This is a genomic window from Corynebacterium silvaticum, from assembly GCF_004382825.2.
In the GTDB taxonomy this organism is placed as follows: domain Bacteria; phylum Actinomycetota; class Actinomycetes; order Mycobacteriales; family Mycobacteriaceae; genus Corynebacterium; species Corynebacterium silvaticum.
Window position 1 is genome coordinate 488,784 of record NZ_SDQO02000002.1, and the last position, 26,294, is coordinate 515,077.

The 26,294-nt window shown below is 56.5% G+C and carries 24 protein-coding genes, 4 tRNA genes and 3 pseudogenes; 20 read left to right on the forward strand and 11 right to left on the reverse strand.

Going from position 1 to position 26,294, the window contains the following annotated elements:
• Positions 1-836: pseudogene (locus ET810_RS06475) on the reverse strand (NAD(P)-dependent oxidoreductase).
• Between the two features lie 87 nt (positions 837-923).
• On the opposite strand from ET810_RS06475, the gene hemL reads away from it, so the two are divergent.
• The 5 genes from hemL to ET810_RS06500 are packed head-to-tail and all read left to right on the forward strand — an operon-like array spanning position 924 to position 5,877.
• The gene (gene hemL / locus ET810_RS06480; RefSeq protein WP_087454822.1) at positions 924-2,249 is read left to right on the forward strand and encodes a glutamate-1-semialdehyde 2,1-aminomutase; all 1,326 of its coding nucleotides are present in this window, start codon (positions 924-926) and stop codon (positions 2,247-2,249) included.
• Positions 2,250-2,257: 8 nt separating this feature from the next.
• Positions 2,258-2,866 carry a histidine phosphatase family protein gene (locus ET810_RS06485; protein ID WP_087453338.1) on the forward strand — a complete coding sequence of 203 codons (609 nt, stop codon included), beginning with the start codon at positions 2,258-2,260 and terminating at the stop codon, positions 2,864-2,866.
• Positions 2,867-2,868: 2 nt separating this feature from the next.
• Entirely contained in the window at positions 2,869-3,453 is a 585-nt protein-coding gene (locus tag ET810_RS06490; RefSeq protein WP_023635061.1) for a TlpA disulfide reductase family protein, read from the forward strand.
• Positions 3,450-4,256 (forward strand): cytochrome c biogenesis CcdA family protein, encoded by an 807-nt coding sequence (locus ET810_RS06495; protein ID WP_134317669.1) that lies wholly within the window; start codon positions 3,450-3,452, stop codon positions 4,254-4,256. Before ET810_RS06490 ends, ET810_RS06495 begins: the two co-directional genes overlap by 4 nt.
• Before the next feature lie 13 nt (positions 4,257-4,269).
• A complete protein-coding gene (locus ET810_RS06500; RefSeq protein WP_087453340.1) occupies positions 4,270-5,877 on the forward strand; it encodes a cytochrome c biogenesis protein ResB in 1,608 nt (535 codons plus the stop codon).
• Positions 5,878-5,911: 34 nt separating this feature from the next.
• Here ET810_RS06500 and ET810_RS06505 read toward each other — a convergent pair whose 3' ends face one another.
• The gene (locus tag ET810_RS06505) at positions 5,912-6,640 is read right to left on the reverse strand and encodes a class I SAM-dependent methyltransferase (RefSeq protein ID WP_087453341.1); all 729 of its coding nucleotides are present in this window, start codon (positions 6,638-6,640) and stop codon (positions 5,912-5,914) included.
• Positions 6,641-6,808: 168 nt separating this feature from the next.
• On the opposite strand from ET810_RS06505, the gene ccsB reads away from it, so the two are divergent.
• On the forward strand, positions 6,809-7,822 hold the full coding sequence (gene ccsB / locus ET810_RS06510; RefSeq protein WP_087453342.1) for a c-type cytochrome biogenesis protein CcsB: 1,014 nt from the start codon (positions 6,809-6,811) through the stop codon (positions 7,820-7,822).
• A 62-nt stretch (positions 7,823-7,884) separates the two neighbouring features.
• On the opposite strand, the gene ET810_RS06515 is transcribed toward ccsB, so the two are convergent.
• Both ET810_RS06515 and ET810_RS06520 read right to left on the reverse strand, forming a co-directional pair.
• Positions 7,885-8,094: an ArsR/SmtB family transcription factor gene (locus ET810_RS06515; RefSeq protein WP_225870233.1), complete on the reverse strand. Its 210-nt coding sequence runs from the start codon at positions 8,092-8,094 to the stop codon at positions 7,885-7,887.
• A gap of 178 nt (positions 8,095-8,272) precedes the next feature.
• On the reverse strand, positions 8,273-8,563 hold the full coding sequence (locus ET810_RS06520) for a hypothetical protein (RefSeq protein ID WP_087453343.1): 291 nt from the start codon (positions 8,561-8,563) through the stop codon (positions 8,273-8,275).
• Between the two features lie 107 nt (positions 8,564-8,670).
• On the opposite strand from ET810_RS06520, the gene ET810_RS06525 reads away from it, so the two are divergent.
• A complete protein-coding gene (locus tag ET810_RS06525) occupies positions 8,671-8,982 on the forward strand; it encodes a DUF4229 domain-containing protein (RefSeq protein ID WP_087454824.1) in 312 nt (103 codons plus the stop codon).
• On the opposite strand, the gene ET810_RS06530 is transcribed toward ET810_RS06525, so the two are convergent.
• The 5 genes and pseudogenes from ET810_RS06530 to dcuC form a co-directional block, all read right to left on the reverse strand.
• A complete protein-coding gene (locus ET810_RS06530) occupies positions 8,968-9,843 on the reverse strand; it encodes a 1,4-dihydroxy-2-naphthoate polyprenyltransferase (protein WP_087454823.1) in 876 nt (291 codons plus the stop codon). The genes ET810_RS06525 and ET810_RS06530 overlap by 15 nt on opposite strands.
• 13 nt (positions 9,844-9,856) lie before the next feature.
• Positions 9,857-10,984, reverse strand: a complete 1,128-nt coding sequence (gene menE, locus ET810_RS06535; protein WP_087453344.1) for an o-succinylbenzoate--CoA ligase — start codon at positions 10,982-10,984, stop codon at positions 9,857-9,859.
• Between the two features lie 60 nt (positions 10,985-11,044).
• A complete protein-coding gene (locus ET810_RS06540; protein ID WP_087453345.1) occupies positions 11,045-12,013 on the reverse strand; it encodes a 1,4-dihydroxy-2-naphthoyl-CoA synthase in 969 nt (322 codons plus the stop codon).
• Between the two features lie 258 nt (positions 12,014-12,271).
• Positions 12,272-12,733, reverse strand: a complete 462-nt coding sequence (locus ET810_RS06545; RefSeq protein ID WP_087453346.1) for a DIP1984 family protein — start codon at positions 12,731-12,733, stop codon at positions 12,272-12,274.
• A gap of 76 nt (positions 12,734-12,809) precedes the next feature.
• Positions 12,810-14,233 (reverse strand): annotated as a pseudogene (gene dcuC / locus ET810_RS06550) (C4-dicarboxylate transporter DcuC).
• Between the two features lie 242 nt (positions 14,234-14,475).
• Between dcuC and ET810_RS06555 the strand changes: the two are divergent.
• The 5 genes and pseudogenes from ET810_RS06555 (at position 14,476) to ET810_RS06575 (ending at position 19,428) form a co-directional block, all read left to right on the forward strand.
• Positions 14,476-15,513 (forward strand): o-succinylbenzoate synthase, encoded by a 1,038-nt coding sequence (locus ET810_RS06555; RefSeq protein ID WP_087453347.1) that lies wholly within the window; start codon positions 14,476-14,478, stop codon positions 15,511-15,513.
• A gap of 62 nt (positions 15,514-15,575) precedes the next feature.
• A complete protein-coding gene (gene menD / locus ET810_RS06560) occupies positions 15,576-17,189 on the forward strand; it encodes a 2-succinyl-5-enolpyruvyl-6-hydroxy-3-cyclohexene-1-carboxylic-acid synthase (RefSeq protein WP_087453348.1) in 1,614 nt (537 codons plus the stop codon).
• A complete protein-coding gene (locus tag ET810_RS06565) occupies positions 17,186-17,641 on the forward strand; it encodes a DUF3592 domain-containing protein (protein WP_087454825.1) in 456 nt (151 codons plus the stop codon). The genes menD and ET810_RS06565 overlap by 4 nt, the downstream gene beginning before the upstream one ends.
• Positions 17,619-18,737, forward strand: a pseudogene (locus ET810_RS13180) (glycosyltransferase family 4 protein). The gene ET810_RS06565 and the pseudogene ET810_RS13180 overlap by 23 nt, the downstream one beginning before the upstream one ends.
• On the forward strand, positions 18,730-19,428 hold the full coding sequence (locus tag ET810_RS06575) for a demethylmenaquinone methyltransferase (protein WP_087453349.1): 699 nt from the start codon (positions 18,730-18,732) through the stop codon (positions 19,426-19,428). The pseudogene ET810_RS13180 and the gene ET810_RS06575 overlap by 8 nt, the downstream one beginning before the upstream one ends.
• A gap of 75 nt (positions 19,429-19,503) precedes the next feature.
• On the opposite strand, the gene ET810_RS06580 is transcribed toward ET810_RS06575, so the two are convergent.
• Both ET810_RS06580 and ET810_RS06585 read right to left on the reverse strand, forming a co-directional pair.
• Positions 19,504-20,466, reverse strand: coding sequence for a lactate/malate family dehydrogenase (locus ET810_RS06580; protein WP_087453350.1), 963 nt, complete (start codon positions 20,464-20,466; stop codon positions 19,504-19,506).
• Between the two features lie 95 nt (positions 20,467-20,561).
• Positions 20,562-21,842: a geranylgeranyl reductase family protein gene (locus ET810_RS06585; RefSeq protein ID WP_087453351.1), complete on the reverse strand. Its 1,281-nt coding sequence runs from the start codon at positions 21,840-21,842 to the stop codon at positions 20,562-20,564.
• A gap of 151 nt (positions 21,843-21,993) precedes the next feature.
• On the opposite strand from ET810_RS06585, the gene ET810_RS06590 reads away from it, so the two are divergent.
• From ET810_RS06590 to rplK, 8 genes are all read left to right on the forward strand, one after another.
• Positions 21,994-23,013, forward strand: coding sequence for a polyprenyl synthetase family protein (locus ET810_RS06590; protein ID WP_087453352.1), 1,020 nt, complete (start codon positions 21,994-21,996; stop codon positions 23,011-23,013).
• Positions 23,014-23,091: 78 nt separating this feature from the next.
• Positions 23,092-23,176: transfer RNA gene (locus tag ET810_RS06595), tRNA-Tyr, on the forward strand.
• Between the two features lie 378 nt (positions 23,177-23,554).
• Positions 23,555-23,627: transfer RNA gene (locus tag ET810_RS06600), tRNA-Thr, on the forward strand.
• A gap of 38 nt (positions 23,628-23,665) precedes the next feature.
• Positions 23,666-23,737, forward strand: a tRNA-Met gene (locus ET810_RS06605).
• A gap of 127 nt (positions 23,738-23,864) precedes the next feature.
• A tRNA-Trp gene (locus ET810_RS06610) sits at positions 23,865-23,937 on the forward strand.
• A 341-nt stretch (positions 23,938-24,278) separates the two neighbouring features.
• Positions 24,279-24,605, forward strand: a complete 327-nt coding sequence (secE, locus tag ET810_RS06615) for a preprotein translocase subunit SecE (protein ID WP_087453353.1) — start codon at positions 24,279-24,281, stop codon at positions 24,603-24,605.
• A gap of 118 nt (positions 24,606-24,723) precedes the next feature.
• On the forward strand, positions 24,724-25,554 hold the full coding sequence (gene nusG / locus ET810_RS06620; protein WP_087453354.1) for a transcription termination/antitermination protein NusG: 831 nt from the start codon (positions 24,724-24,726) through the stop codon (positions 25,552-25,554).
• A gap of 297 nt (positions 25,555-25,851) precedes the next feature.
• Positions 25,852-26,283 (forward strand): 50S ribosomal protein L11, encoded by a 432-nt coding sequence (rplK, locus tag ET810_RS06625; protein WP_013910757.1) that lies wholly within the window; start codon positions 25,852-25,854, stop codon positions 26,281-26,283.
• Positions 26,284-26,294 lie beyond the last annotated feature (11 nt).

The following is a 26,294-nucleotide window of genomic DNA, read 5'->3' on the forward strand; positions in this document are numbered from 1 at the left end:
TTAGCTGTCGCGGCGCGTCAGAATCACAGAGAAATCCTCATCGCCATGCCCGGCCTGCTGTTGCTCTTCTAAGGAACTCAGCGCTGAGGCAACGGCGGGGAGCGGCTGGGCAGCGGTGTCGAGCATTAGGCGAGCGTCCTTTGCAATCGCATCTGCGGTGAAATCGCCAGGTGTAGTGGGGCGTTCGCCTAAGACAAAGGGGCGCTTCATTCCGGCGATAAAGGCCAATCCGGTGGAGTTGAGCATGGTGAGGGTTTCTTCAGGCGACAAACCACTGGAGTCTCCTAGAAGCAGGGCTTCTTTGAGCCCCTGGGCGCTTACTGCAAGGGCGATATTAGCTAGCAATTTTCCGACGGCGGCTTTGGGGGCGGCGTCGACAAGCACAAGCCGTTCGGGGTCTGCCCACGGGGCGACTAGTGCGGCGGCGGCCTCACGGTAATGTTCATCGGCGCTGCCCACGTAAACGCCTAAAGAACCGGCGCGGGCGGGGCCGAGGGTACCCACGACCGGGGCTGCGACATAGCTGGGCACTGCGTCAGCGAACTCGGCGCAGTCTTCTGGGCTAACAGTGGTCGTATCAACCCACAGCACCCCCTCGGGGATGAGGCGAGGGTTAATAACCACGTCTCGCACTGTATCGGGGCCAAAAAGTGACGTCACAACGATATCGGCACCAGCGACGGCTTCCTCGAGGGAAGAAGCGAGCGTGGCGCCTGCTGCTACCAGGCGTTCAGCTTGCTTGAGGTGCGATTCCACACCACGAGGTCGTGCTCTTTGAGCAAGTGGAGCGCTAGTTCTGTGCCCATTCGGCCGGTTCCAAGAAATGCAATAGTCATGGCGCCATGATAGAGAAGGTGCGGTGGGCTTCGCAGCGCGCGGAGGAAATAGTGGGCCTAAAGTTTGTGAGCTCATTACGTAATAGGATGGTACGCATGACTGTTATCCCGACTTCCTCTAACGTTCAGCGTTCCCGTGAGCTTTTCCACCAAGCCTGCACAGTAACCCCAGGTGGTGTGAACTCGCCGGTGCGTGCTTTTGGCTCCGTGGGAGGGCAAGCACGCTTCATCGCATCAGCGAAGGGATCCAAGCTTTACGACGTAGACGGCAACGAATACGTGGACCTGGTGTGTTCTTGGGGCCCGATGCTTTTGGGCCACGCTCACCCCGAAATCGTTGGCGCGGTGCAAAAGGTAGCAGAGAAAGGTCTGTCTTTTGGCGCCCCTACCGAGGCCGAAGTGCGCATAGCCAGCATGATTGTTGAACGCACCTCAGTTGAGGAAGTTCGTATGGTCAACTCAGGCACTGAGGCGACTATGTCTGCGGTTCGGCTGGCGCGTGGGTTCACCGGCCGCCCCAAGATCATTAAATTCGATGGGTGCTATCATGGACACGTCGATGCGCTACTGGCATCCGCGGGATCCGGGGTAGCTACGTTTGCTCTGCCGGATTCCCCAGGCGTGACGGGCGCTTCCGCCGCAGATACCATCGTGGTGCCCTATAACGACATCGAGGCTGTGGCTCAGGCTTTTGCGGAAAATGAGGGGCAGATTGCCTGCGTCATCGCCGAGGCGGCGGCAGGAAACATGGGCACGGTTGCCCCGCGCGATAACTTTAATGCGCAGCTTAAAGAGCTCGCCCACGCGCATGGCGCGTTGCTCATCCTTGATGAGGTGATGACGGGCTTCCGCACCTCCTACAGCGGTTGGTTTGGGGTAGACCATGTGGCTGGTGACCTCACCACCTTTGGCAAGGTCATCTCCGGAGGTCTTCCAGCGGCGGCCTTCGGTGGTCGTGCGGACATTATGAAGTACCTTGCTCCCGAGGGGCCGGTATATCAGGCCGGAACTCTCTCAGGTAACCCGGTAGCAGTGGCCGCCGGAATGAAGTCGCTTGAGCTTGCTACTCCCGAGGTCTATGACGTGGTGCGCGCCAATGCTGATCGTTTGGCTGGATTGCTGACCACCGCGCTAGAACGCGAGGGTGTAGCCCACCATATTCAGCGAGCCGCCACGATGCTGTCCATTCGCTTTGCAGAAGGCGAAGGCCACAACTTTGATGAGATGAAGGCTGCTGAGACATTCCGCTTTTCTCCTTTCTTCCATGCGCTCATGGATAATGGCATCTATGCGCCGGCGAGCGTGTTTGAGACGTGGTTTGTGTCCGCGGCGCTTACCGACGAAGATTTTGAGAAGATCGAGAACGCCCTACGCCCAGCGGCCCAGGCTGCGGCAGCCGCACACAAGCACTGAAAGGCCTCATGAGTACCACTATCGTCCACCTCGTCCGGCATGGAGAAGTCTTTAACCCAGAACGCATCCTGTACGGGCGAATCCCTGACTATCACATCTCTTCACGCGGGCGCAGCATGGCGGCTCGTACCGCTAGCTCCTTTGTGGGACACGACGTGACTGTCTTGATGTCCTCGCCTTTGGAACGAGCACAGGAGACCGCAGCGCCCTTCGCGGAGAAACTAGGGCTTGACGTGCGTCTCGACGACCGCCTTTTGGAATCCGGCAACCGTTTTGAAGGTCTCCGCGTCAAGGGGTTGCGCTCCCAACTATGGAACCCCGTCAGATGGCCGCTCATGGCAAATCCGCTCCTGCCCAGCTGGGGAGAGCACTATGTGGATCAACGCGACCGCATGATGGAGGTAGTGGAAGACGCTCGTCGTGCTGCTGAGGGGCACGAGGCGATCTTGGTAAGCCACCAGCTTCCTATTGTGTGCGTCCAGCGGCATGTCCAAGGAAAACCGCTGGCGCATAACCCGGCGGTACGGCACTGTAACTTGGCTAGCGTGAGCTCGCTGGTGTTTGAAGACGACCAGATCATTGACTATATCTACACGGAACCAGCACAGGAGATCTAACAGTGAAAAGGACTCTCGCTGCGGCGATGATAGCGAGTCTGTGTGTACTTAGCGCATGTAGCTCTGAGGACACTGCAGGGACAGACGCAGTGGCCATCGGCGGGACGTTCCAATTTCATTCCCCAGGTGGTCAGACGGAGATCTTCTACGATGAGGCTGACCGCGCTCCGGTGAAGAACATCTCCGGTGAGTCTTTGGCCTCGGACGGCAAGATCAGTCTTGATGACTACAAAGATCAGATCGTTGTGTTGAATGCATGGGGACAATGGTGCGCGCCTTGCCGCAGTGAGTCCGACGACCTACAAACTGTGCAGGAATACCTGGAAAAGGAGAAGCGCGGGACGGTGCTGGGAATCAACGTGCGCGATTATTCCAAACAGATTGCCCAAGATTTTGTCAAAGATAATGGGCTGACCTACCCCAGTCTGTATGACCCGCCGTTCAAGTCTGCCGCGCAGCTCGGAGGGGTCCCGGCTGCCGTGGTCCCCACAACAATTATCCTGGACAAGCAGCATCGCCCGGCAGCGGTTTTCCTGCGAGAAATCACCGCCAAGGACGTCATTGATGTGATTGAAAAAATCGCATGACCGACGTCTTAGCTAGCGGTATTGGCGAGCAGATCGCAGATGTTGCAGCCACCGGGCCTTTGCTGCTTGGCCTCTTGGCCGCAGCGCTTGCGGGCCTAGTCTCTTTTGCCAGCCCCTGCGTGATCCCCTTGGTGCCCGGCTATATGTCCTATTTGGCGGGAGTAGTTGGCGCTGAGATGGAATTTGGTGAGCAGGGACCGCAGGTAGCCAAGAAGGGGCGCTGGCGGGTGACCGGTGCGGCCCTCTTGTTTGTCCTTGGGTTCACCGTGATTTTTACCCTGGCTACGGCAACCGTGTTTGGTGTCATTAGTGCCCTTACCCCCAACGCGGAAACCTTGATGCGTGTCGGTGGAGCGGTTACGGTGCTCATGGGCGTGGTGTTTTTGGGATGGGTTCCTTTTCTCCAAGAAGATAAGCGCCTGACCCTCAAACGCTGGTCTACCTGGTTGGGTGCGCCGCTGCTCGGAGGGGTTTTTGCGCTGGGGTGGACTCCCTGCTTGGGGCCTACCTTGGCGGCTATTATCTCTATTTCTGCTGGCACAGAGGGGACAACTGCGGCTCGGGGAGTGGCCCTCATCCTGGCGTACTGTGCCGGATTGGGACTGCCGTTTGTGGCTGTTGCCCTGGGGTCTGCGCGTGCGATGCATGGCGTGGGGGTCCTGCGGCGGCATTCGCGCACTATTCAGATAGTGGGCGGCGTGGCGTTGATTATGGTCGGCGCGGCGTTAGTCTCTGGAACGTGGGGAATGTTTATTAATTGGGTGCGCCAGTGGACCGTCGAGTACGGTGCAACTTTTATTTAGAAAGAGCATGTGAATGAGTAATCGGACGAGGAAGCTGCTGAGCTATCCACTAAAAGCATGGCACTGGCTCACGAGTATGCGTACGGCGCTGGCCCTGCTATTTCTTCTGGCGTTGGCGTCGATTCCTGGCGCTTTGTTGCCACAGCGCTCCCTCAACCAGTCAAAGGTTACGGAATACATCGCTAATAATGGCCGAACCGCCGAGATCTACGACAAACTGCAGCTTTTCGACGTTTTCAGCTCCACCTGGTTCACCGCGATCTTTGGCCTGCTGTTCCTTTCCCTCATCGGGTGCATCATCCCGCGTTCGTGGGACCATTACAAAGCCATGAAGACCGACCCGGTTCGGGCCCCAAAGAATCTGAGCCGGTTGCCGCTGCATGGCGAGGGGAACGTCGAAAAGCCGCTGCGCGACGTAGAAGAAGACATCCGCACGCAGCTCAAAGGCTGGAAGCTTGCGGAATATACCCCAGAGGAAGATCGCGCCGGGATGCGCTCGTTCTCCGCTGAGCGAGGATACCTACGGGAGTTTTTCAATCTGACATTCCACCTCGGCTTGGTGGGCATGCTGGTTGCGATTGCAGTGGGCAAACTGTTTTTCTACGAGGGGCAAGTGATCATTGTTGCCAGCGAAGATAAGACAAAGAGCACGGAATTCTGCAACACCGCGACAGCAAACTACGATTCCTTCCGCGCCGGCTCGCTTTTCGACGGCACCGGCTTAAACCCCTTCTGTTTTATCGCGCACAACTTCTCTGCCGATTATCTCCCCAACGGACAAGCGAAGATGTTCACATCTTTGGTCTCCTACGCAGAGGGAGACAATATCTTCAACGACACCGAGACGTGGAAACAGTACACGCTCAAAGTCAACCACCCACTGCGCATCGCTGGCGACCGAGTGTATCTGCAAGGCCACGGCTATGCGCCAACATTTACCGTCACGTGGCCCAACGGGGAAAAGCGAACCCAGACCGTTCAGTGGCAGCCAACTGACCTTATGAACTTCCTATCGGACGGCGTGGTTCGTTTTGATCCACCTGCCGGGATGTACAAAGACGCCTTTGAAAAGCGCCAAAACCAGCTGGCGATCCAAGGGCTGTTTGCACCTACCGCCTCGTGGGAAGGCGAAAATAAATCCCTTCTGACCTCCAGGTACCCGGCTATGACTGACCCCGCGGTGGCCATCGACATCTACCGGGGCGACAACGGCTTGGACTCCGGTAGGGGCCAGAACCTCTTTAGCCTGGACAGCACCCTGATCCACTCCGGGCAGCTGCAAAAGCTGGAACGGGTCAACCTGAGTGTCGGCCAGTCCGTGACTCTTGACGACGGAACAGTGGTCTCATTTGACGGTGCCGAACAATTTGCCAACTACCAGATCAGCCACGATCCCGCGCAGCTCTGGGTGCTCTTTTTCACCGTCATAGCGTTGGGTTCGCTCGCTGGCTCATTGCTGATCCGACGCCGGCGAATCTGGGTGCGCGTGCGTCCTGTCTCAGACACCGTTACGTTTGTGGAGACCGCAGGTCTAGCCAGAACTGACCGCGCCGGGTGGGGAAGCGAATACGAGCGGATCCACCGACGCATCCTTGGGCTTCCCGACCCGGACGAAGACTAACCCCCTAGTCTGCGGGCCAGATGCCGTAGATCACTTAGTCATCAAGCCACTGATAGAGGTGACCCGTTTCTGCACACCCCGCGGAGCGTAGTGCCGCGAGGTGGTAGGAGCTGTCCACCTTCACCGTGGGGGATTTGTTCGCCCAGCGCTGATGCCACAGATCTGCTTCTTTCTCCCAACCCGGCATCTGGAATGCTGCCTCCCACCACGCCTCCCACGTGAGGACTCCCGAGGTAACTGTACGGGTGCGGAAGTCCTCTCGGATTGTTTCAGAAAGGGCTGCTAGGGCGGGATTGTGGTGGGTGTCGTAAAGCAAATGGTCGGCATTCATAAAGATCGCGCCAGGTTTAACCACCTGAGTGAGATCCAGGTAGAGCCGGGATAACTGGTCGGGAGCAAACCAGTGCAATGCGGTGGCGCTGATAACGGCATCAAAGTCCGTGGTGGGAAGCTGTTCCATCCAGTGGGGATCGGTGAGATCGGCGTCGATAAAGCGCAGACGCTCGCCGAAGCTGTGCGTCTCTGCACCCAAGCGCAGTAACACAGGGTCGCGGTCTACGCTGATGACCGTGGCGTGGGGCAGCTCCCGAAGAATCTCCGTGCCAAGGCTGCCCGGGCCACAAGCAAGATCGAGGACGGTGATGGGGGTGTTGGCATAACGAGCTTTGAGGACGTCGACGATCGTGCGGGTCCTGAGGTCTCGGTGCTCAATGAAAGCCGTCTGCTGTTCGTGCCATGCCTTAAGCAGCTCTTGGGGCGTCATTGCATGTGTCCTTTCGGTAAGGGGGAGCGTTGTGCATAAGTGTGCCAAAGGTTAGCGCCTTTTTGGGGTTAAAAATCTGTGTACGCAAGGAACATGTGCAGGTGTGGTAGACATCAAACTTTTTGCGGGTATTCTGTTCCGAGATCACTAACTCTGATTAGAGGTACCATGAACGTCAACTCGAATCTTGCGTCGCTATCCGATATTGCATTTGCGTCGAGCTTCGTCATCTATTTCATTGCGCTTGTGCTTTCCATTGTTTTCTATATGAGAACGAGAACACTCATTGACCTGAAACGGGAAAGGGCAGACGAGCGGGAGCTCGTTGCCGTGGGGAGCGAGTCCGATAATGCTGGCGGCAACGCTGGTGGGCTTAGCCAGGGGCCAGATTTCTCGGATGAACGGATCTCTAAGGTGGAAGCATCCGCGGAAAAGTTTGCCGGGATGACCCAGATGATCGTGTGGCTGGGCGTCGTTGTCCATGCTGCCTCCGCGATTTTGCGTGGCCTGTCCGCCTCGCGATTCCCCTTTGGCAACCTCTATGAGTATGTTCTGGTCATCAGCTGTTTTGCGGTGGGGATCGCGGCGTTCTTCTTGCAACGTCGAGAAATGCGCGTGCTGTGGCCGTGGGTCCTTACTCCCATCCTGGCTCTACTCTTTTTTGGTGGTACCAAACTGTACGCTGACTCTGCCCCGGTAGTGCCTGCTTTGCAGTCATTCTGGTTCCCGATTCACGTATCCACAGTGTCTATAGGCGCTTCCATCGGCATGATCTCTGGCGTTGCTTCTGTGTTGTACCTGCTGCGCTTATATCAGGTACAAGGGCAAGAGAAGGGGATACTGGGGGCGCTGGCCAAGCCGTTGCCGTCTGCAAAGCTTCTCGACGCCATCGCCTACCGCACGGCGATCATCACCGTCCCGGTCTTTGGCCTGGGGATTATTTTGGGAGCTATTTGGGCGGAAAGCGCATGGGGGCGTTTCTGGGGCTGGGATCCTAAGGAGACCGTGGCCTTTGCAACGTGGATTCTTTATGCGGCCTACCTACACGCGCGCGCTACCTCAGGCTGGCGCGATTCGCGGGCTGCGTGGATCAATATTGCGGCGCTTGTGACCATGGTATTCAATCTCTTCTTTATCAATATGGTGGTCTCTGGTTTGCACTCGTATGCGGGTCTGAATTAACCGAGCATAAGATGTGAACGCTTACCCCTTTGGCCGTCGATAGGGCTGAGGGGGTTTGCTCATTAACGGGGTCGGTTGAGGAATGCGCTGATACGCGGGTTGGCATTGATGGCAAGGAAAAGTTCTTGAACTCGCGCGAATTCTTCAGGAACTACGTGGTAGCTGATGCGCTTTCCATCTTTATGCGTGCAGATCAGGTGTGCTTCTGCGAGCTTGTCCATATGCTGCGCCAGAATGGGCGCCGCGATCCCGAGCGTACTGGTGATCTCCATTCCATGCCTTCGCGGTGCTCCGCCACGAGGTAAAGAATCCGAATCCGCAGGGGATCGGCAAGCGCACTAAAAAGACGCTGTGCTTTATTCGAGGGAGAATTCATGCACAGCACTATAACGGTAACTATTTCTTAAGTAAAACTTTTCTAAAGTTTTATATGTCAACAAAAACGCGAGGTTAAGCGCCTAAATCCTTGTTATCCTGTGGATTTTTCCCTTCGGGATTTGCAGGATTCTCTGTGTCTTCTCGCTTCTTTTTCTCAGCTGCTTTGCGCCTTGCTTCTTCCTCCGCGCGACGTTTTTTAAACTGATCCCGCTCTAGTCGCCATAAGAATTCTTCATCATCATCCGGGCCCTTGATGCGGGGTGGCTCCGGAGTCTCCCGCTTCTGCCACGTTTGAGGACCAAATGCCTTCCACACCAACACGACGGTGGCGATAAGGAGGAGAAGAAGAATAAGACGGCCCACGGAGAATCCTTTCAAAAAGATAAAGTTATGGGGTTATGTGACTGTGAGCCTAGATTACCCTGAAAGAAGAACTGTTGAGTAGGGTGCTGTGTGTGAGCGAAACTGCAATGCCAGAGAATTCCCGTCCGATCGTCGATCCGCAGGTAAAGGCAGCTGCCCGCAAGGCTGTCATCGTGTACGGAATCGCACGTTGTGCACTATTTATCGTGCTGACCGCAATCATTCAGGGAATCGCGGTAGCTGTAGGGGCCCCGGTGCCCATTCTTATCTCGGCCACGCTGGCCTTAATCGTGGCTATGCCCTTGTCCATGTTCGTGTTTAAAGGCATCCGGGTACAAGCCACTGAGGCTGTGGCCCTTTGGAGCGCACAGCGCAAGGCCGAGAAGGATTGGGTGAAAAGCGAGCTATCCAACCGCTAAAACTATCGCGGTTGCCACGGACCATACCACCATGGCTTTTCCGGTAGCACCAAGCACCGGAATGAGTTCTTTAGCCTTTCGACCTTTCACCACGGGGACCGCTGCTTTTATTGCAAGCGGAAGCGCAATAATGCCGATGCCGGCCCACGGGGAAATGGTGAAGAACGCAAGAGACACCACGAATGGTATGGACACAAGGAGGCAATACAAGCGTCGTGTTGCGGTATCGCCCAGGATAACTGCAAGGGTAGTTTTTCCTGCGGCGGAGTCCGTGGGGATATCGCGGAGATTGTTTATAAGATTTACTCCGGCAGACATTGCACCCACCGCTACAGCACAGCCAAAGCCAACCCACGTGATTCTTCCCAGCTGGGTGAACTGAGTGCCCATGACGGCAACAAGGCCGAAGAACACAAACACCGATACCTCGCCTAGCCCACGGTATCCATAGGGATTTTTTCCACCGGTATAAAACCACGCGCCGAGGATACAAAGCGCACCCACGGCAATGAGCCACCACGCGCTTGCTAAGCACAATGCGATACCGGCGACGGCAGCGACACCGAAAGCGAGAAAAGCGGCCCGCTTAACCTCAGCTGGCTGCGCTAGCCCGGACCCCGTAAGACGCAGGGGGCCAGTGCGGTCGTCATCTGTGCCTCGGATGCCGTCAGAATAATCGTTGGCGTAATTCACACCTACGATAAGGGCCCATGTGACAACGAGCGCCAGCAGAGCTCGCCACCAGCTAAAGCCATTGGCCTGGGCAGCGGCGCCCGACCCGATAATGACAGGGGCAAAGGCATTAGCCCATGTGTGGGGGCGTGCGCCTTCCTTCCAATCGGCAAAGGTAGCTTTCGACATGCTGTCCATTGTCTCACTGCTGTGTGAAAAGCGCGGTGACACTCCTGCGATCGACTTTCCCGGTGCCGATGAGCGGCAAAGATTCCACCCGACGGATGTCCTTGGGTAGCTGCCAACGGGGGAGATCATCAAGCGCGGAGATGATATCTGTAGGATGCGCGCTGCCCTCGTACGCTGCGACAATAATCTGCCCAAATCTCCTATCAGGCAGACCTACCACGCAAGCCGCAGTGACCCCGCGAATGTCGCAAAGTGTGCGCTCTAGAACCTCGGGGTGGATCTTTAACCCACCGGAGTCGATAACGTTGTCTAACCTTCCGGTGACATTGAGTATTCCACCGGTGAGTGTTCCCGCGTCGGAGGTGATAAACCACCCGGGCTCAGCAAAAGCCTCATGATCGGGCATAGAGCGGTAGCCCTGTGCGACCATAGGTCCACCCAGATGAATCCGCTCGCCGACAACCCGCACACTCGCGCCAGGGATCGGCCGGCCGTTGTACACACAACCTCCGGATGTTTCGGAGGAACCGTAGGTGGTCACGATGTTGATGCCGAGTTCTTTGGCAGCGCGGAGGTCGTCGGCACGCAAAGGCGCACCACCCACGAGGATTGCATCAAAGGTTCGCAGCGCCTCGATTCCTATCAAAGTATCCATTGCTTTAAGCAGCTGCAGGGGCGTGAGCGACGTGTAAACGCGTTCGCCCTCGACGCTCGCAGCGGCAGTAGCAAAGGAAGCCACGTTGAAACCACGTGAAACATCGACGACAACGGGATCATAACCAGCGATGAGCGAACGAATCAGTACTTGCATCCCCGCGATGTGATGGGCAGGCATGGCCAACAGCCACTGGGCCTCGTCACCGAGAAACTGATGGGTAGCGTCTGCCGAAGACACGAGATTGCGCGCGGTGAGCATAGCGCCTTTAGGCATCCCGGTGGAACCGGACGTGCTCATGACCAGGGCAATCTCCGGGTCAATGGGTTGGCCCACGCGTTGGCTTCTGCGCAGCAGATCCGCCCGATCCTTGTCATTGGACGGAATGGGGAGAAAACTGCGCTGCCCCACGATGGCCTGCTCCAAGCTATCAAGGATGCTGGCAGGATCATGCGCGGGAACGACGAGAGGCTCAAGTACATGCACACTTAAAGTTTAGTGCTAATGCCCACTGCTCCCGATCCCATGCCCCAATCAAGGTATCGCCTAGTAGTAGTAGGGGAACTCGCTCCAGTCCGGGTCACGCTTTTCCAGGAAAGCTTCTTTGCCTTCCACTGCCTCATCCGTCATATACGCCAGGCGTGTGGCCTCACCAGCAAAGACTTGCTGGCCCATGAGTCCATCATCGGTGAGATTAAAAGCAAACTTGAGCATGCGTTGCGCGGTGGGGGACTTGCCATTGATGTCGCGCGCCATCTGGATAGCTTCTTGTTCCAAGTCCTTGTGATCGGCCACGATATTCACAGCACCCATGCGTTGCATCGTCTCCGCATCGTATGCGCGGCCAAGGAAAAAGATCTCGCGAGCAAACTTCTGTCCCACCATTTTTGCTAGGTAGGCGGAACCATAGCCGGCGTCGAAGGATCCCACATCCGCATCGGTCTGCTTGAAGCGGGCTTCCTGCCGGGAGGCGATCGTCATGTCACACACCACATGTAAGGAGTGTCCACCGCCGGCGGCCCAGCCGTTGACCACTGCTATGACTACTTTGGGCATGGTGCGGATGAGTCGTTGCACCTCAAGGATATGCAACCTGCCGCCCTCGACCTTTTCCCGAGCTGTGTCCACCGTTGATTCGTCTGCAACGGCGTCGTCGTGAGCGTGTTCGGTTGCGTAGCGATACCCGGAACGGCCCCGAATACGCTGGTCACCGCCGGAACAGAAAGCCCAGCCACCGTCTTTTTTGCTCGGGCCGTTGCCAGTGAGCAGCACCGTTCCTACGTCGGGCGTGCGACGAGCGTGATCGAGCGCGCGGTAGAGCTCGTCGACAGTGTGCGGACGGAAAGCATTACGGACTTCCGGGCGGTCAAACGCTATGCGCACAATCCCGTTTTCCCGGCCCTCGGCTGCATAGCGGTGGTACGTAATATCAGTAAGATCCTCGAATCCTGCGACGGTCTTCCACTGAGACGGATCAAAAGGATTGTCGGTGCTGTATTTTTTCTGCTCGCTCATAATTAAAGAATGTAGTCCCCGAACCCGACCCTCATCCAAGAAATAGCCCCAGCGCGGTGGTGGTGAATTGTGCGATGTGCCGCGGACTATAAGCCGCATGTTCTCATGTGCGCAGTTCGGCGGGGTAATGAGTGCTGTGAGGAGATATGAACGCCTCGGCCCTGATACCGCTATTGGGCGCCATGAGCTCAGATAAGTCCTTCTGAGCAAGGGGTGCGCTCGCTGACTGTTCTTGGACTACCAACTACATGTAAAAGGTTACTCTACCAGCGGAGTATTCCAATTGAGCTGCTGTATACGGGTATCCAATTCGCGATAAGCCTGAGCGTATGCGTCGGCTTGCGTCCGTAACTCAGCTACCGGAAGGGTGGAGACGAACTTGATCTCTGCGCGGGAATAGCGGTCTTGGCGGGTGCCAGCGACCTTGGCCAGATCCGCATAGAGGCGGCGCAATCTGAGCAGCCCATCGCGTTCTGCGAGCGCTTGCGTGAGGTTTTTAGTCTCATCGAACGCGGTGGCGGTGTTGGTTGCGTTGATGGCAATAACCAGGGCGTCGATACGCCGTGCCACAGCCTCGGCTTCGGTGAGTAGTGTGGCAGGATCCTCGTCAGGAACGTCACCTTCCTGGACGCGGGCGACGGACATGAGGCGCTCGCGGAGGCTGTCCAAGCGGGCTTGGGCCTCGGCGCGCTCCGAGAGGGCTTCAGCAAGGAGTGTCATGCTGCTTAGCATAGCTAAAACCGGTTGCGGAGCGCTTGGTGGGCGGCGAAGCAATGGTTCGGGAAATACGTGTGGATTAGCCGATAAACAAGAAGGCACACACCGTGTTGAGTATCGTTGCGACGGACATAGGGACAAGTGTGCGTTTGAACAGGCGAATCGGGTTGACATTGATGGCGCCGGAGACAATAAGAACTGCGGCGTTGACTGGAGAAATCTGGCGCATCAGATTAGAGGTTCCCCAGATAGCGGTAAGCATTTGGGGTGCGTGAATAGAAGACTGTGCCGCTAAAGAAGGAACAACCTCGGAGAACGCAAAGTAAGGTGCGGTACCAGATCCTGTGAGGGTGGCCATGGCCGCAGTTGCTGCAACAAAAATGAGGATGATGAGCACAGCTGCGCCGGAAGAATCTTCGGCTGCTCTGATGAGCATATCGATCACGCCCATCTGAGTGATGCCTTCGACTAATACCGCAGCAGCTACCAACAGTGCGACTACGCCGGCTGCGCCTTCACCCATACCTTTGAAAAAGCTCGCTGCAGAGTCGATAGCACCCGTGATCGTACGTTTGCGTAATGACTCGATGAAGAGTGCAGTAAAGAGAGACACCACAGTAACCGGTAGGATCCCAGCTTCAAAGGGGAGCACGTCGAGGCGCTTTAGGAGAGCTGACACAATAATCAGAAGAAGGGGGAGTAGCGGGAGGACTGCGTAATAGCCTGGTAAGCCAGACACACGTTCAAGTGCGTCTCTGGTGGCAGCCGGAATCGTTTATTTCTAGGCTTTCTGTGTGATGCTGTGGGGCATCGTGGGAATGCCGTGCGTCGACGATGTCGCAATGACGTTGCCACCACATGTGTACAAAAGCAGTGATGACCAAGGTAGGAATGGTTGCCCATGCAACATATCCGTAGACAAATTCCGTAACCGTCATATTGGTAAGATCGGCACCCTGAATGAGCCCGGCCTCTAGAGGAGTGGGGATAATCGTGGAAGAGGTGACCACGATGGCACCCACCGTCAGAGGGGTAAGGACTGCGGCTATGAGTGCAGGTAGAAGCGTGGCCACGAGAAGAAGTGAAAGGGCTGAAGCTGAGGGGATGACGAGGGATAAAAGGTTGCCGATGAGAAAACCTACGGGTACGAGCCAATAAGATCCTCTGAAACGACGTAATGGCGCGGAAAGAATTACCACAGTTTTGGCATCAGCGCCGATATGGCGCATATAGGAAACAAAACCAAAGAGCACCATAATGGCCATACCGATTCCGGAGAATCGACTCTTAAAAAGAGCCTCTACTACGAGTAATTGGTCGTAGAGTGCATTTCCGGAAGAAGCTATGTCTGTGGAACGAAATTCTGCCCGGCCTGTGAGAGCAGCGATCATGAGGAGAATCACGCCTACAAAGAAAATGGCTGCGGCGGCGTGGACTTTTTGGCTATGAGGTAAAGTAAACGACTGCGGCGACGGCCAGCAGAGCGATAATGATGTAGAGCATGCGGCAGTCCTTCTCAGAGGGAGCTGGTTATAACCAATCGTTAATTACGCTAGCAGTATTGGTCACATTCCAATTTAAAAGTGATGTTTTTCATTTTTGACGGCGCTTGCCATCTCTGTTCGGGAAAAGCCGTCGGCTCATCTTCTGGCTTGACTCTTATGTCCCGCACTCTAAAACTTCAATAGTTCAAACATTTCTATTCTTAATGATGAAGATTGGCGGCGGGGCGGTAACCTAGCTATATGACACAAGCGAAACCCCTCTCAGCGTGGGGCGCCACGTTAGACGAGATACGTGAGCGCGCCCACGTGGTTGCGCTCCCTATGGCGGTGCCTTTTCGTGGAGTGACCACGCGTGAAGCCCTCCTCATCGAAGGTCCTGCAGGATGGGGCGAGTTTGCGCCTTTTGCGGACTATAGTCCTGAAGAGTCCGCTCATTGGCTTTCTTCAGGCCTTGAGATGGCGTACCAGGGGCCACCGGAAGCTATGCGCAACTCCGTAGAGGTCAACGGCACTATTCCCGCAGTGGATTCCGTGCGAGTACCTGAGGTGATGGCGCATTTTGCTGGGTGTAGAACCTTCAAAGTAAAGGTTGCGGAGAAGGGGCAGTCGCTTGCGGATGACGTTGCCCGTGTGGCTGCCGTTCGGGAGGTAATGCCCTCGGCGATAGTGCGCGTTGATGCGAACCGTGGTTGGTCTGTTGATCAAGCCTTTTCCGCCGCTCAGCAGTTGGGCCCTCTGGACTATATGGAGCAGCCTTGTGCGACGGTTGCGGAGCTCGTCGAGCTGCGTCAGCGCCTTATTCGGGCTGGCCTGTTTGTTCGGGTGGCTGCGGATGAGTCGATACGCAGGGCAGAAGATCCCTATGAGGTGGCGCGCGCCCAGGGAGCAGACGTTGCGGTGGTGAAAGCCGCACCGCTAGGCGGTCCGCGGAAACTACTCGAGATCGCCGAGTTTATGCGTGCGCGTGGCCTGGATATTACGGTGGCCAGCGCTCTGGATACGGGCGTGGGAATGAATGCCGGGCTGGCGGCGGTGGCAGCCCTGCCCAAGCACACTGATGATGAAGACTTTGACGTGCCTCCGGCTGCGGCCGGGCTGGCCACACAGCGGCTTTTTGTGGAAGACATCACTGAACCGCGTCAGATCGTCGATGGGCATCTGGCTGTGGACATGCTTGCTCCGGACCCCGATCGGCTATCGGAGTTGAGCGTGAGCGGTCACCGCCGCGATGTGTGGCTGCAACGACTACAAGACTCGTGGGCGTTCCTAGCACGCTAAACAAAAGCCTTGGTGCACGCCCCACTGTCATTGGCTGCGCAGGAACGCCTAAAATATGGGGCATGATGTCATCGCCCCAGCTTGCACGCGCCGTCGCTGCCGAACTCGCCCGCCACCTCACCGATGTGGTGATCTGCCCCGGCTCGCGTAACTCTCCGCTTTCCTTGGAGCTGCTCGCTCGGGGAGACATCCGAGTGCATACGCGTATCGACGAGCGCAGTGCAGCATTCCTGGCGCTAGGCATGGGGCGGGCGTCCGGTCGGCACGTGGGAATCGTCACTACCTCTGGTACAGCGGTGGCCAATTGCCTTCCCGCTATGCTGGAGGCTGCTCACTCCCACACACCTATCGCCATGATTTCGGCGGATCGCCCGGCGCGACTGCAGGGGACGGGCGCGAATCAGACGATCAACCAGATAGGAATCTTCGGAGTCGTTCCTACGACCTCCGTGGCTACGCTTGCAGACGTACAACTCATCGATGCAGCCTTTAACAAGGGCCAGGTTCATATCAACGTAGAGTTGGATACGCCTTTGGTGGGGGACTGCCTCCCGGAGCCTCCTGCTGAGAGTGTGAAAAAGACGCCGATAAAAGGCGATGTCCTAGATCACGGTGAGGTAGAAATAGACCTCAGCCGCAACACCCTGGTCATTGTTGGTGATGAGGCATGGGAAGTACCAGGCTTAGAAGACGTCCCCACCATTGCAGAGCCAAGCGCCCCCGCCCCCTATCATCCCGTGCACCCGCTGGCAGCCGGAATATTTGCTCATGAACAGGTTTCTGCTGAAGGCTATGTGGTCAATACCAAGCCGGAGCAAGTGATTGTGGTGGGACATCCAACGCTGCACCGGAGCGTCTTTGACCTGATCGCGGATCCGGCAATCGAGGTAACCGTACTAACGCGCACCGACACAGTCACCGACCCCACTCGCAGCGCGCAACAAGTCGCGACTCGGGTAAAAGCTACAGGTCAGCCCTCAAAGCAATGGCTCACAATCTGCGAAGCTGCCTCTGCGCTGGCTGCCGAGGCCGTCCGGGATGTACTCGCCCAAGACTTTAGCTTCAGTGGCCTGCATGTTGCCGCAGCGGTAGCAGACACGCTTGCCACCGGTGACACCCTCGTTCTGGGAGCATCCAATCCGGTTCGCGATGCCTCCTTTGTTGGCCTGCCGTTTTCCGCAGTAGACACCTTCACGCCTCGCGGTACCGCAGGGATCGACGGCACTGTGTCCCAAGCGATTGGCGTGGCGTTGGCCGTGCAAACCCGAAACCCCGAGGAAATCCGCGCTGCCCGCACTGTGGCGCTCATGGGAGATGTGACCTTCCTCCACGACGTGGGCGGGCTCCTCATCGGCCCCGATTCGCCACAGCCGGAAAACCTGACAATCGTGGTGGCTAACGACTCCGGCGGTGGAATCTTTGAGACCCTTGAGGTAGGAAACCCCCAGCTGCGAGGCAGTTTTGAGCGAGCCTTTGTCACCCCGCATGAGGTGGACATAGAAAGCATCGCCGCCGCATACGGCGTGGAATATCACCGCGCAACGGATGTGCAGGGGCTCGTCGAAAAGCTTATCGACGCCACCGACACGGCAGGGTTTACCCTCATCGAAGCCCGAACCACACGTGCTGACCGCCGCGCCATGCACGAGGCGCTGGCTAAGAAGGTGAACATGTGAGCCGGCTGCCGCACTATCCGCCAGCGAGCATCAGGAGGCGCTTGCATCAAGCCATCCTGGCGCTTTTTGCTGCCGCAACAATTGGTTGTGTCAGCATGGTGATAGGCCCTGCCCTAAACGACCGCGAGATAGCAGAATCACCAGGCCGCACACTGGCTAAAGTTATTGACGTGGGCACATTCCGCTCCACAGTGGAATACCAAGATGAAGACGGCGTCTACCATTCCCCTCGTGGCGGCCTGCTGTACCCCACAGGGTTAGGCAAAGGACAACGCGTGTGGGTCACCTATGCCAAAAGCAACCCAGACCTGGTAAAAGTACAGGGCAGGGGATGGACACTCGCCCTCATACCGGCGTTGAGCACCTGGGTGGTGTCTCTCGCCATCGCGGTGGCCCTGTGGTGGGCTGTCACCCTGTGGTACAGAAAACATGCGCATAGCGATAATCGCTGAATCCTTTCTCCCCTCTATCAACGGGGTATCCAATTCAGTGCTGCGCGTCCTGGAACACGCTCAGAGATGCGGGCACCAGGCCATGGTGATCGCGCCGGGTGCGCGGGATGGTGAAGAAGAAATACGTTCCTACTGCGGAGCGACCATTCACCGCGTGCCGACCGTGATGGTGCCACTGATTAACTCCCTGCCCATTGGAGTCCCCGTAGGGATTCGGGAGCTGTTGCGAGCCTTTAGACCCGATGTTGTGCACCTTGCATCGCCCTATGCGTTGGCCGCTCGGGGCGCCTTTGTTGCCAGGGGACTAGGGATACCGTGTGTAGCTGTCTTCCAAACGGACATTGCGGGTTTTAGTCACAAATATCATTTGCGATGGTTGGAACGTACTAGTTGGGCCTGGACACGGGCTTTTCACAATGCAGCGACCCTCACTCTCGCCCCCTCTACATAGGCGGTGGCAGCCCTGGAACTGCATGGCATCGAGCGAGTCAAATCTTGGGGTCGGGGAGTGGATCTGGAGCTGTTTCACCCAGATCGCAGAGACCACGGACTCAGGCGTAGCTGGGGCGCGGGTGGTCGCATCGTTGTGGGGTATGTGGGCAGGCTGGCTGCGGAGAAAGGCGTGCATAGGCTCGTTGACCTAGCGTGCGACAACAATATCCAACTGGTCATCGTGGGTGATGGCCCAGAGCGGAAAACCTTAGAATCGCGGCTCCCGGACGCGATTTTTACCGGAGCACTCACAGGCCTTGACCTGGCGCGGGCCTACGCTAGCTTTGACGTGTTTGTGCACCCTGGTGAGTTTGAGACCTTTTGCCAGACAATCCAGGAGGCCAAGGCGTCCGGGGTTCCGGTGGTTTCCGTAGCGGAGGGCGGGCCGCGAGACCTGGTACATAGTGGGTCGGGCGTACTGTTACCGCTTATCGACGACTCACTGGCAGGTTTGTCACGCTCCGTCCATGACGTCTTTTTGGCCCGCGAAGATTTGAGCAAAACCGCACGCCAGAGCGTGGAAGATAAGTCATGGGCTCGAATTTGTGACCAACTCTTCCGCTATTACCAAGAAGCGATGATTACACTGGACAACCGTGGCTAAGGCATCTTTGGAAAAGAACCCCTTCGACGTGGCAAAAATGTTCGACGGTGTGGGTAAAAACTACGACATCACGAACACCGTGCTGAGCTTTGGGCAAGACCGTAAGTGGCGCGAGAAGACCCGCGAACGGTTGAACCTTAAACCCGGCGAACGGGTTCTGGATCTAGCCGCCGGTACCGCAGTATCTACGGTGGAGCTAGGGAAATCCGGGGCATGGGTTGTGGCCTGTGATTTTTCGCAGGGAATGCTCGCAGCAGGCAAAGACCGAGACGTCCCCAAAGTGGTGGGCGACGGGATGCAGCTGCCTTTTGCCGATAACTCCTTTGACGCGGTCACCATCTCTTATGGCCTGCGCAACGTCCATGATTACCAGGCGGCACTTCGAGAGATGGCACGGGTGACCAAACCCGGTGGCCGGCTCACCATTGCGGAGTTCTCCACCCCCAACGTTCCTGGCTTTAAGCCAATCTACAAAGAGTATCTGACCAGGTTGTTGCCACTGATAGCCAAAGCCGTGGGCACAAACCCAGAGGCTTATGAATACCTTGCTGAGTCCATCCGTGCATGGCCAGAAAGAGAAGAGCTGGCTCGCGCTATCAACAACAATGGCTGGTCTGATGCCGGTTGGCAGAATCTTTCCCTCGGGATCGTTGCGTTGCACTCGGCAGTAAAACCTGGGGGCAACGGCTAGGAACAAAAATCAGAGGCCTCCTTGCGGCGTTATGCCGGAGCAAGGAAGCCTTCAATGCGTAGCTAGGTTATCCGGTTATGGGCTGGCGCGTTGTACCGTCTCACGGATGAACTCGGCAGACTTGTGTATTTGCTCCAACTCCCAATCGTTGAGGGTCGGAGGCATCTTGCGGAGGGCGCCGGTATTGCCGATGAGAGTAGGCACGGACATGGAAACGTCGTGGAGCCCATATTCACCATTGAGCGGGGTGCAGATGGGGTGTACGGCATGCTCATTAAGCAACACGCACTTAGCCAACTCGTTAGCTGATCGAGCCACACCAGCATTGGTCCAGCCCTTGGCCAAGAGAACGTCGTAGGCCGCCTTAATCACCCGCTCTTGGATCTCCGGTGCGGTGGGAAGGGGACTGCCACGCCAGGCAGAAAGCTCATCCCAGCTGAGGCCTTGAACGTTGACCCGCGAGAGAATAGGCACCGACGTAGAGCCATGCTCGCCCATCATGTAACCAGTGACCGATTTGGGATCAATGCCAAGCTCAGTGCCTATGATCCAACGCATCCGCGCGGAATCTAGCATGGTGCCAGTTCCAAAGATTTTTTCGGTGGGATAATCAAATTCCGTGGCCGCGATATGCAGCATAGCGTCGAGTGGGTTGGTGATAAAGATGACCACTGCGCCCTTGGTATGCGCTGCGATATTTCCCATAACATCGCGAACCACCGCGCCACTCATCTCTGCAAGCTCGGCTCGGTTCGGCATTCGCTCGGGATCATCGGGATCCGGCAAGATAGAGCCGCCCGCGGCGACGATAATCACGTCCGCGTCGGCACAATCGGAATAGTCGCCTGGGTGGCAGTATGTGTATGAGGTTCCCGGGACACCTGTGGATTGGGCTTGATCTATGGCCTCACCCTTGGATACGCCCAGCTTGATGTCAATCGTGGCTATCTCCGAGTAGAGGCCTGAATCCATTGCGTAGCTAAGAACGTAGGAGCCAACGTGGCCTACGCCAACAACAACTAATTTCGAGGTATGCATACTTTCTCAGTCTAGAAGGCCTCAGGGCGGAGCTCCACCAGAAAAAGCATGGTTAACGCCACATTGCAGTAAAGCTACGCGTGTGCAGAGTTGCCTTATGACCACAACGGGCTATCACGACGCCACCGGCTGACGCCCGCGCCCGTGCCACGCCAGAGACGCGCAACAAGATCACGGTCGGAGTCCGAGACAAGGTTGCCCATGAGCCGTGCAGCCGCTGGCATGATGACGTTTCCCAGCGGTCTGCGTAGAGCGAGCGGACCTGCCATGGGCAAGAACTGCGGATAGGTGAGCAACCGTGCGGCAGTGCGAGCGAGCATGAACGCCTCACCGTAGGTGGAACGCAAGAGTTCTGGCCAGGCCTGAGATAGATCTTTATCGGTGCCCACCAGGCTGACTGCCAGCGCTGCGGTTTCCATGCCGTAGTCGATGCCTTCACCGTTGAGGGGGTTCACACAGGCTGCGGCGTCGCCAATGAGCATCCAGTTAGGACCCGCGACGTTGCTTACCGCGCCTCCCATAGGCAATAACGCGGAAGCGACGCGTTGTGGCGTTCCAAAACCCCATTCCGCGCTGTGCTGCTCAGCGTAGTTTCGGAGAAGTTTTTTTGTGTTCACCTTTGCTGGGCGAGTGTCCGTGGACAAGGCGCCGCAGCCGACGTTTGCGGTGCCGTTGCCTAACGGAAATATCCATCCGTATCCGGGCTGCGTGGTACCTGTATCGTCGCGAAGCTCTAGGTGCGAGTGTATCCATGGGTCATCTGCTCGGGGAGTCTCGCAATAAGACCGCGCTGCAATCCCGTACACCTCGCCGCGGTGCCACTGCCGGCCCAGCAGTTTTCCAAAAGTGGAACGCACACCATCCGCGACAATGACAAAAGTGGGGGCAATGACTCGGCCATCGTCCACAGTGACAGTGCGGATGCGGCCAGCCTTGGGGAACTCACTCGGTGGTTGCGAGCTATGAGGGTCTGCGTCCACGGAGATCGCCGTGACCCCCTGCCATACCAGGACATTATTGTGCTGTTGAGCTGTATTTAAGAGCAGCTCGTCAAACTCTGTACGCGGCATGGCAGAGCCGATCGTTCCAAAGGAAGACGTGGGCCATGGCGCAGTGACCGAACCCCCAAAACCGTGCAGTTTTAGGCCTTGAGAGGAATAGCGAGAGGTGACATCAATCCCAATTTTTTCTAATTGGTGCACCGCGCGGGGCGTGAGACCATCGCCGCAGGTTTTGTCGCGGGGGAAGGTGGCGGCGTCGATAAGCAAAACCGTTAAGCCGCGCTGGGCGGCATTAATAGCTGCCGTGGAACCGGCAGGGCCAGCACCCACCACGAGCACATCTACAGAAAAAACGGAATCATTCACGCGCACCATTGTGACAGCTATGGGCCTTCCTTCACACCCCGGGGTGTGTAAGCATGACAGTTTCGACTACGGTTAGGGGGTTAGTTGTAGAACGTTAAGTGCAGTTAGTTCATCCTAATGCGGGTGGCTGCTGCCATGACCTTGTAAAGGCAGTTTTGGAATGAGCAACGGTGCCGAAGGATTAAGCACGTCCACCGGTACGCGAGTTGACCTCGGTAACCCCGCCCTCAACGAGGATATTTCCGTCGGCATGACTCGTGTCGAGGAACTACTTCAAAAGGAGCTCTCCGTCGGCGAGGACTTCATTGTGGAGAAGGTCAAGCACCTCGCGAAAGCCGGCGGAAAACGTTTCCGGCCCATGTTTGCCCTTTTGGCATCCCAGTACGGGGATCGACCCGTATCTGAGGACGTGATCAAAGCTGCCGTAGTCGTTGAAATGACTCACCTGGCCACCCTCTACCACGATGATGTGATGGATGAAGCCGCTAAACGACGCGGCGTAGAAAGCGCCAACGCGCGCTGGAACAACTCCGTGGCCATCCTGGCCGGCGATATTTTGCTGGCCCATGTCTCGCGACTCATGGCTGATTTGGGCACTGACACAGTACGCCATTTCTCCGAAACCTTCGGCGACCTGGTCACTGGTCAGATGCGGGAAACCATTGGGGTTGGGGACGGCGACCCAATCGAGCACTATATGGCTGTGATTCGTGAAAAGACGGGGGTGCTGATAGCGTCCGCCGGATATCTTGGAGCGCTGCACTCGGGAGCATCTCCCGCTCATATCGAGGCACTGCGGGCATACGGTGCCGCAATCGGCATGGTCTTCCAGATTGTTGATGACATCATCGACATTTTCTCGGATTCTGAAGACTCAGGAAAGACTCCGGGGACAGATCTACGAGAAGGCGTGTTCACCCTTCCCGTTCTGTACGCACTACGCGAGCAAACGCCAGTAGGTGAAGAGCTTCGTGCAACGCTGACGGGCCCAGTGACTGATGACGTGACCGTCGCAAGGGTTCTTGATCTGCTCGCTCAATCCACGGGTCGAGAGCAGGCACTCGCTGATGTTCATAGCTACCTCAGCGAATCAGAGAGTCAACTGGAACTTCTGCCTCAGAATGCAACAACAGATGCGCTGCGCAATCTGGCTCGCTTTACCGTTCAGCGCGTTGGCTAAAAGCAGGTCAGGGCACCGATTTGCCTTTGCCTACTAGATTCGTAGTACAGTATGTAGCGCACCGCGAACGTGGAGCACGCCAGGTTGCCCGAGCGGCCAAAGGGAGCGGACTGTAAATCCGTCGGCATTGCCTACAGAAGTTCGAATCTTCTACCTGGCACCAACTAAGCCTCAGCAGTAAAATGCTGGGGCTTTTTGGCGTCTTCGGGGTGGTGTTGGGTGTGGGGGTGTTGGACGATTGTCGTTTTTGAGAACGCTGAGAAAGGTGAACTGGGCTTTTGTGGGGAGTGGAAGGGCTAGCGTTCTCGAAAACGACAATGGGGCGCGGAATCGTCTGGAAGGCTAGAGGGTCTAGAGGATTTGGGGCAGGGGAGTCGCTGGAGTTCTTCAAAAGGCATCTATAAAGCGTTTCTAGTGGTGAGTTTCAGGCCTCTAAAAGTGCTATGAACTGGTGATTTGTATTAATTGCTCTACTCGGGTTAATCTTTGTGAGGCTTCAACGGAGCGGCCCAGAGGATTCTGGTTCACAACAAGAGGCTGTGCCCCCTTAGCTCAGTCGGCAGAGCGTTTCCATGGTAAGGAAAAGGTCGACAGTTCGATTCTGTCAGGGGGCTCTGTTCTTTTATCTGGCATTGTTCAGATGAGGGAGTGGGGCGGTGTAGCTCAGTGGTAGAGCAAGCGACTCATAATCGCTGTGTCGCGAGTTCAATTCTCGCCATCGCTACTAGGGAATATGCCAAATGGCTATGCACTGGGATGCTTTCCGGTGCTTTTTCCATAGGAATTCCCTTTTGTTGGGCGGTCTAGTAAGGTTGCCCGTGTTGCTTTCGAGTGATCGGAAACAACGGCCTAGGGGCGTAGTTCAATTGGTAGAGCAACGGTCTCCAAAACCGTAGGTTGCAGGTTCGAGTCCTGTCGCCCCTGCAAAAGAAACCGGCAGATGTTCAACATCTGCCGGTTTTTGCTATTGAGGTGTGCGTTTGTCTCGGCTTTGATACTTGGCTTTGACAAATGCTGTTGGGATTAATTCCTAGCCTTAAGGAATTCTGATATAGTCGTCACGATAACTGGGGACGGGTAGTATGCCTATCCTCAAAACAGGGTTCTTTTAGCCGTGCTTGTGCTGCGCGCATGTGGTCTCGTTGCTACGTCGTTTAGCTTTGTGGGCGCGTGCCAAGGTACGGTAACGGTAAAGAGATGCCCGGGAAGCGGCGATGAGTAATTGCGTCGTAGAATCGGCATCGTAGACAACAACGAGGAGAGCTGTGACTGAACAACAGCCTGAGAAGGTGGGCGCTACATCGCGTCCTACCGGTAAACGCCAGCTCGCTGGTGTGAACGCCACCTCCACTTCTTCTTATGAGGCCAAGAAGGTCGCACCTGCGGGAGACAACGAGGGCAAGAAGAACAACAAGGTTGTTGCTTTTGTGCCTGAAGTGGCCTCGGAGATGAAGAAGGTCATTTGGCCTACTGCTAAGCAGATGGTCAACTACACGCTTATCGTCTTTGCATTCCTTATTCTCATGACTGCACTTGTGGCAGGCGTAGATTTTGTTGCGGGGCTGGGAGTTGAGAAGGTCCTTACTCGCTAGGTAGGATGAGCGTAAAGCTACAAACATCCCGTCAGATCCTTTGGATCGGCGGGATAATTTATTGCACGTCTCGGGGTACCATGAATTCCGAACGTCAACACTTCAGGAGAAAAGACACATGAGCGACGAGAACAATAGCGGTTCATTTGCCGAGGCTTTTGACGACGCCGTAGAGGCGACCATCGCCGCGGAGACGGAAGCTGCAGAGGCTGCACCCGAGTTGGACGAGGCAGTTGAGCAACCTGTCCAGGAAGTAGATGCAGAAGCTGCGCTTGCAGGTGCTGTTGAGGATGGCGATGCCGAGTACAAGGCACGCCTGCGCAAGTACACGCGTGAGCTGAAGAAGCTGCCAGGTTCGTGGTACATCATTCAGTGCTATTCCGGCTACGAGAACAAAGTGAAGACCAACCTGGATATGCGCGCGCAGACCCTTGAAGTTGAGGATTCTATCTTTGACGTTGTGGTCCCGATCGAACAGGCTGTTGAGCTTCGCGACGGCAAACGCAAGCTGGTGAAGCGCAAGCTCCTTCCCGGCTACGTCCTTGTGCGCATGGACATTAATGACCGCTCCTGGTCTGTTGTTCGCGACACCCCTGGCGTGACCAGCTTTGTGGGCAACGAGGGCAACGCAACTCCGGTGAAGCACCGTGATGTGGCCAAGTTCCTCATACCTCAGGAGTCTGTGGCTGGCGACGGCGGCGAGAGCAACGCTGTGAACGCTGAGGGTGAGAAGGTTGTGGCCATGCCTGGCGCATCCACCAAGCCTAAGGTTGAGGTTGACTTCCAGGTTGGCGAGGCTGTCACGATTCTCTCCGGCGCGCTGGCTTCTGTTTCTGCAACGATCTCTGCTATCGATACTGAGAACAATAAGTTGCAGGCACTGGTTTCTATCTTTGGTCGTGAGACCCCGGTCGAACTCAACTTTGACCAGGTGGAAAAAGTTAGCTAATGAGGTCGGCTCTTGTCGGATATGACAAGAGCTGGCACCCCGCATGTGGTGCTCGACCTTTTCTCCCGTTTCCCCGCTATCTGCCATGGTGTTTTGGCAGGTGGCGGGGTTTGCTGTAGCATGGTAAAAAGCGTGTTTTTTGCGCAAAGAAACGTACATTCCCGGTGGCCGGGTTACGGGCTGAGCAGCAACGCTAGTGTTGCAGCGCAGACTCGGGGCTCGGCATCCGGACGGTGGTAGTGGTTCCTATAACCATCGAATCGCCACTACTACTGTTAACAAGGAAGCAGGTAAACGATGGCTCCGAAGAAGAAGGTCACCGGCCTTATTAAGCTGCAGATCCAGGCTGGCCAGGCTAACCCGGCTCCGCCAGTTGGTCCGGCTCTTGGTGCTCACGGCGTGAACATCATGGAGTTCTGCAAGGCTTACAACGCTGCAACTGAGAACCAGCGCGGCAGCGTTGTTCCTGTTGAGATCACCGTTTATGAAGATCGCTCTTTCGAGTTCAAACTGAAGACCCCTCCTGCAGCTAAACTGCTGCTCAAGGCAGCTGGTCTGCAGAAGGGCTCCGGCGTCCCGCACACCCAGAAGGTGGGCAAGGTCACCATGGAGCAGGTCCGCGAGATCGCTCAGACCAAGATGGAAGACCTCAACGCTAACGACATCGATAACGCTGCTCGCATCATCGCTGGCACCGCCCGCTCCATGGGCATCGTTGTTGAGGACTAATTCCTCAGTTA